Source organism: Arenibacter troitsensis, from assembly GCF_900177645.1.
Lineage (GTDB): Bacteria > Bacteroidota > Bacteroidia > Flavobacteriales > Flavobacteriaceae > Arenibacter > Arenibacter troitsensis.
This window is the reverse complement of the sequence record NZ_FXAO01000020.1, coordinates 1-5,798: the sequence shown is the minus strand read 5'-3', so window position 1 is coordinate 5,798 and position 5,798 is coordinate 1. Positions and strand designations below refer to the sequence as shown.

Sequence of the window (5,798 nt, the reverse complement as noted above, 5' to 3'; positions counted from 1 at the left end):
GTCTAAAACCAGGTGATCAAAAAAAGAAAAACCGCTTAGAGCGGCTTATTTGAGTTGGTAATTTTACATTTTACAGGCTTGTGCAACGGTTACCGGTGTTGTGCATAGGCTTAATTTCTATTGACAGTTATTAATTTTTAAATCAATTTGTTGCATCAGTGCCCATAAATAAATATGATAATCTTTTATATGATAGCCCCAATCACTATAATTAGGATGAAATACTTCATTTGCTAAATCGTTAGGACGCATATCATTAACTTCAGGATTATGAGCTATACTCAAAGCAACTTTTGTTAATCCGTCTCTTTTATGCCTTACATTATATAAATTATCAAATGCAATGAAGTTATTTCCTGCACTAAGATTATAATTTGTATCTGGTACGATATAATATCTCAATGGTTGTGTTTGCGTATCATAAAAAGAAAAATCTTGAATGAACCAATCTTCACTTTCATTAAATGTTCTATATACTAAACCCGAATTGATTAAATAGGGATTAAATTGGGGCATTGCATAATCTATTTCTGGTAATGACTGACTTTTATCAAAACTGGTCCAATTGTGAACGCATCCACATTCATTAGTTGTAGTACATAAGGGAATATTTTGCCACCAGCCACCTAGATAACTATTTTCAGAAGCGTATAAATAATCCATTCCAGCGAGTGCAGCAGTTATCAGTTTGCTACGCAAATTTTCATCAGTATCAATAACATCTCTAAGTAACATGGCAAGAAGATACGACCCTTGAGAATGTCCTGCAATAATGATTTTATTACCATTATTATGATTATTTAGATAGTCTAAAAAGGCCGCTTTAACATCACTGTACGATGCAGCGATGATAGAAGCTTGTATTTCCTTATCTGTTTCGGGTCTATAAGTTTTTCCTGTAGATTGTCTATATCTAGGGGCAAATAGCCTACCATACTTTGATAATAGTGCACCTTGAGTAACTATGGTACCTGTGATTAATAATTCGGGCTGGTCCTGAATTTCAATATATTCGGGAATCTCATTTTGGGTTAAGACTGTAGGATGAACAAAAAACACATCAATTCCTGTGTTTGTATAAGCATTATTTACAATCGGAATTGTATTTTCAATCTGAAGGTTTTCATCTATTACAGCAATATCCAGATTATAATTAGTAAGAAAGGTAGGCTTATTTGGGTGAAATGCCCAGTTATCCATTGAGCTATAGTCTACATTGGATAATGGAATTTCAATTCTCTGTTCACTTTCAGAAATACTATTATTACTATCCTTTGAACAATTTGTCAGGATTATAAAACAAAACAGTAATATGATATTTCTATACTTCATAAAGCAATAGTATTTTAGAGTAACTGTAAGACTTTTTTTAAGATATAAAGTTTAATTTGACTCTGTTTGTTCAGCTTATGCACAACGCTTGAGCTATGAGTAGTGCGGAGGCAAGGAAACATTTTGGTTTCCGTCTACGCACGAAGCAAAAGCTTATTGTTTAGTTTTATTTTTTGTTTGTTCGAAAGCTAAATCCATAAGATTTAGCGACACTATAAAAATACGCAAACCATTCCGTTTAAACCCAAAAGTCCGCATTACGTATAGGTTTTGTTGTAACACGTTTTTTATTCGTCCAAGTCTGCCATTTTATAAAAGATTGGCAAGTCAAACTCTTCCATATTATCGTTCGTCAGATAATGAAATTGCATTCCCCAACCATTATCGAACGCCAATATTCCGTAATCTTTATTAAACAAAACTGAACCCATTGAATCGGGAATCGGTTCAGTTTCGTAACTGTCAAATTTGAAGTCCGTCTGGACTTTATTGCTTTCTTTCAGTTCGAATTCAATTGGTCCAAAGTGTAACTTATTAGTGTGTTTTACAAAACGAAAGTCCATACTTTTAGTTGAGTCAACTAAATTTAAATATTCATAAATAATTACACTGTCCCTCTCCTTTTTGGTCAGTTGATATTTATTATTCCTCACTATTGTATCATAATCATATACAATAAGTTGCCTTGAATCCGTCTTTATAATTTCTCTTTTAGGGGACTCTTTACAGCTTAAAATGCTAATGGTAAGTAGTATGTAAATAAGTTTCTTCAAAATGTGTTACAACGGTCTCAGGCTAAGAAACGTGCGGGTTTTGGAACATGTATTTGTCTGCCGAGTACCGAGTTTTGTTATGTGTTTTAATGTTCGTTTTTAACTAGTCAGCCCGCATGTTTTTTTAGCCGATGTTGGCGGTATGTGCTTTATTTGTTCATAAAACCCCACCATCACCTTTCTAATATCTGATTTAGGTGATGTTCTAAGTGGTCAACGTAATCCCCTATTAAAAACCTCAAATCGGAAATGTCGTTATTATCCAATTCGACTTTATAGCTAAGTGTTGTCTCATCTTGTTTTTTAATCAAATTCTTGATTTGGTTATTGATAGATAGCCAGAGATTTGTAATAACCTCAATTTGAGAATTCTGGTAGTCATTGGCCTTTACTAATTCGTCTTGATTATATTTTTTAATCTTGAATGGCTTATGTTCAAATTGAATTTCCGTAAATCGCTGAAGGTTATTGATTCCTGAATCCACTAAATGTCCTAAAATTTCCTTTTTTGACCATTTGCCAGGATTTGGCTTTCGAGCCAGTTCTGATTCAGAGGATTTAGATATAATTTCCATCCCTGATTTTAGCAATTTTTCTAATCTGATTATCAATTCATCCATCTTGGTATATCTGTGATTAACTGAATACTGGTTTCATAAAAGACCTTTCATAATGCAAAATACATTGTGTGTCAATCGCATATTGATATGCTTCTTGACAAGCCTCATCAATAAGACTGTCTTCCCTATACTTTTCGTACGCTGCTAAAGAACCGAAACTAAATAATGCCGTTGCTATATTATTTGCTCCCTTATGAGGTAAAAAATAACCGTGATGTTTCCCTCCAAATTTATTAACAAGAGGAATCCATTTTTTTGCGTAAATTTCAAATTCCCGAAGTTTATAAGGGTCGATGGTATATTTCAAAAAGCATGTTACCATACAGTCGATTTAGATTGTGACCAACAGTTTATGGCTACAAGTCCGTTGGCAGAAAAATCGGAAGGATTTTTCCTGCTTTGACACAAAAGTAGCAAAATTCCACCATAATGACGCGTAGCCGCTGTCATGCGTATGTGCTTCTTTTTCCGCCATCAATACACTACACTTTCGGCTATGTTTTTATAGTTGCTCAGGTCTGCGTTTACACTTTCCAATTTTAATGTCAATGTGAGCATAGCGATTTTTCCTAACGGCAATCGTAGAGGCGGTGTGTTTGATTTGGTAATGTCGTAAATCACTTTTGCACCTTTGTCGGGGTCGCCTTCCTGCTTGCCGTTCACTTGTTTCATTCGTTCTCGAAACGCTCCTGCGGTTTGGTGGTAGTCTTCAATGATTTTGTTAGCTTGTCGGAATGAACTACCTGCAAAGTTTGTTCGGAAAGGTCCGGGTTCAACAATGGTCAGTTTAATTCCTAATGGCGCAATTTCCTGTGCCAATGCTTCGCTAAAACCTTCAACGGCAAATTTGCTTGCGTTGTAAATACCAAAACCAGCAAAGGCTTTGAAACCACCGTGAGATGAAATTTGAATGATGTGTCCGCTTTTTTGTTGTCTGAACAAAAGCAAAAATGTTTGTGTTAATTCCAACGTTCCGAAGCAATTTGCTTCAAAAACTTCTCTTACTTCTGACGTGCTTGTTTCTTCTACTGCACCCGCAAAACCAAAACCTGCATTGTTTACCAACACGTCAATGCGTCCAAATTTTTGTTTTACCAATTGAAAAGCATTGTCAATTTGTTCGGATTTTGTGAGGTCTAATACCAACGCCAATGCTTCGTTTTTGTGTTGGTTATTAAACACATCTGCCTGTGATTGATTGCGAAATGTTCCAATCACAAATTCTCCTTTGTCGATAACGGTTTGGGCAAGCGCTTTGCCCAGACCGCTTGAAATACCTGTGATAAACCAAATTCTCTTTGTCATATTTTTCATAATTAAAGTGGTTGAGCCGCTGGAAAATCAACTTCAAAACCCGTAAGGTTATGAATGTAATTGCTGATGATTTTGTCGCCAATGACGATTACTACATCTATCATATTGGCCTCTGTATAACCAGCATCAAAAAAAGCCTGTTTACTTTCTTCGCTTGCCTTTCCTTTGTTTGAGATTGTTGATGCCACAAATTTTACCAAAGCATCCAACTTGTCGTCAAACGATGCAGAACCTCTACGCAACTCCACAATTTGCTCGTCTGTAAAGTCATTCATTTTGCCCAATACAGTATGTGCCGCCAAACAATAGGCACAACCATTGATTTGGCTAGTTGTCAGATTTATGGCTTCTCTTTCTTTTGTTTTTAATGTTGATTTGCGGTTTTGCAAAGCAAGATAATCGCCCAATGCCGTTTCATTTTTTGCATAGTAGGCATACAGGTTCGGCACAAAGCCTAAACCTTTTTGCAGATTGTCAAGAATTGCTTGATTGCTTTCAGATACTTCTCCTCTGGCGGGAACTGTGAATTTTGTCATCGTCTTTTTTTTTTAATGATTATTTGACAATGCAAAATTGCTTTCAGTTAAGGCTTTGATGTTATGATAAAGCCTACCTTGTTCGGTATTTTTCGGACATTTTTGTTTTAAAGTCCTGTGGCGTTTGTTTTGTAAACGCTTTAAAGGTTTTGGCGAAGTAAGAACTGTCCGTAAAGTTGAGTTCAAAAGCAATCTCAGAAATGGTTTTGCTGGTAAATGTTAAAAGTCGTTTTGCCTCTAAAATGCTCCTTGCTCGGAGGGTTTCAGTGGCTGTGTTGTTGGTAGTTTCTTTGCAAATCAGGTTTAGGTGATGTTGCGTAATGTGCAATTTATCTGCGTAAAATTTTGCTGTTTTGTTTTCGGCAAAATGTTGTTCCAAAACGGTCTTGAATTGCTTAAACTGAATCAGATATTTTTTTGAAACAGCCGTTTCCCTTTGCTTGTCAATGTGCCTTTGAACTTGTGCAAGTAATATGTGCAGATACGCCTGAATGATGGTCGGATTTTTGTCTTTGCGGTTTTGTTCCGCTTCAATTTGATGAATGAGATTTAAAATTTCGGCAAACGCTTTTTTGGTAAATTCAATGCAAGGATTTGCATACAGGTTGTCTAAAAAACTAAGTTCAAATAAAGCGTCTTTGTTGGTTCGGTTGAGCAAATAAAAGTCTTCCGTAAAAAGAATTGTCCCACCCGATAGTGGTTTCCATTCTTCAAAGCGATGAACCTGATTGGGTGAGATAAAAAACAAGCTGTTTGGTTTTACTTCATATTCATTGTAGTCAATGATTTGTCTACTTTTGCCTTTTTCTGTCCAAAGGATTTCATAGAAACTGTGTTTGTGAAAGTCGTCCACATTGGGTTCGACCATTTTGTCAAACCGCAAAACTTCAAACTCTGTCGGGTTTGTCGGCTGGTTGATGAAGTGCCCGATATGGTAATGTTTGAATACATCTTTCATTGTGTCAAAGGTCGTGAAAATTGTTGTCTTGTGGTGGGGTCGTCTGGCATTACCGCCAACGGTTTTGGCTATGGTTTCGTTACGGAATGGTACGCGAGTATCATTCCGCCGTAACCATAAAAATAGCAAAAAGGCTCGAAATTCCGATTAGGAATTTCAGCCGTAATGAACTATAGCATCGATGAAAAAGCAGTAAGTCGAGTATCTTTAAATTATAGCTAAAACCTTAAAGATATGAACACTCAAATTACTGCCACACCTAAGT

At 36.0% G+C, this 5,798-nt stretch carries 7 protein-coding genes; all 7 read right to left on the bottom strand.

The genetic code is table 11. The annotated features are described in order from the left end of the window. Positions 1–117: 117 nt before the first annotated feature. Positions 118–1,332, bottom strand: coding sequence for a DUF3089 domain-containing protein (locus B9Y87_RS21690; protein WP_085501044.1), 1,215 nt, complete (start codon positions 1,330–1,332; stop codon positions 118–120). A gap of 287 nt (positions 1,333–1,619) precedes the next feature. Continuing rightward, on the bottom strand, positions 1,620–2,105 hold the full coding sequence (locus tag B9Y87_RS21685) for a hypothetical protein (protein WP_085501043.1): 486 nt from the start codon (positions 2,103–2,105) through the stop codon (positions 1,620–1,622). Positions 2,106–2,278: 173 nt separating this feature from the next. Beyond that, on the bottom strand, positions 2,279–2,725 hold the full coding sequence (locus B9Y87_RS21680) for a DinB family protein (RefSeq protein WP_085501042.1): 447 nt from the start codon (positions 2,723–2,725) through the stop codon (positions 2,279–2,281). Positions 2,726–2,741: 16 nt separating this feature from the next. Then, on the bottom strand, positions 2,742–3,047 hold the full coding sequence (locus B9Y87_RS21675) for an NIPSNAP family protein (protein WP_085501041.1): 306 nt from the start codon (positions 3,045–3,047) through the stop codon (positions 2,742–2,744). A gap of 152 nt (positions 3,048–3,199) precedes the next feature. After that, positions 3,200–4,039 (bottom strand): oxidoreductase, encoded by an 840-nt coding sequence (locus tag B9Y87_RS21670; protein WP_245808778.1) that lies wholly within the window; start codon positions 4,037–4,039, stop codon positions 3,200–3,202. Between the two features lie 2 nt (positions 4,040–4,041). Next, positions 4,042–4,575: a carboxymuconolactone decarboxylase family protein gene (locus B9Y87_RS21665; RefSeq protein WP_085501040.1), complete on the bottom strand. Its 534-nt coding sequence runs from the start codon at positions 4,573–4,575 to the stop codon at positions 4,042–4,044. A 73-nt stretch (positions 4,576–4,648) separates the two neighbouring features. Continuing rightward, on the bottom strand, positions 4,649–5,533 hold the full coding sequence (locus B9Y87_RS21660; RefSeq protein ID WP_085501039.1) for an AraC family transcriptional regulator: 885 nt from the start codon (positions 5,531–5,533) through the stop codon (positions 4,649–4,651). Positions 5,534–5,798: the final 265 nt, after the last annotated feature.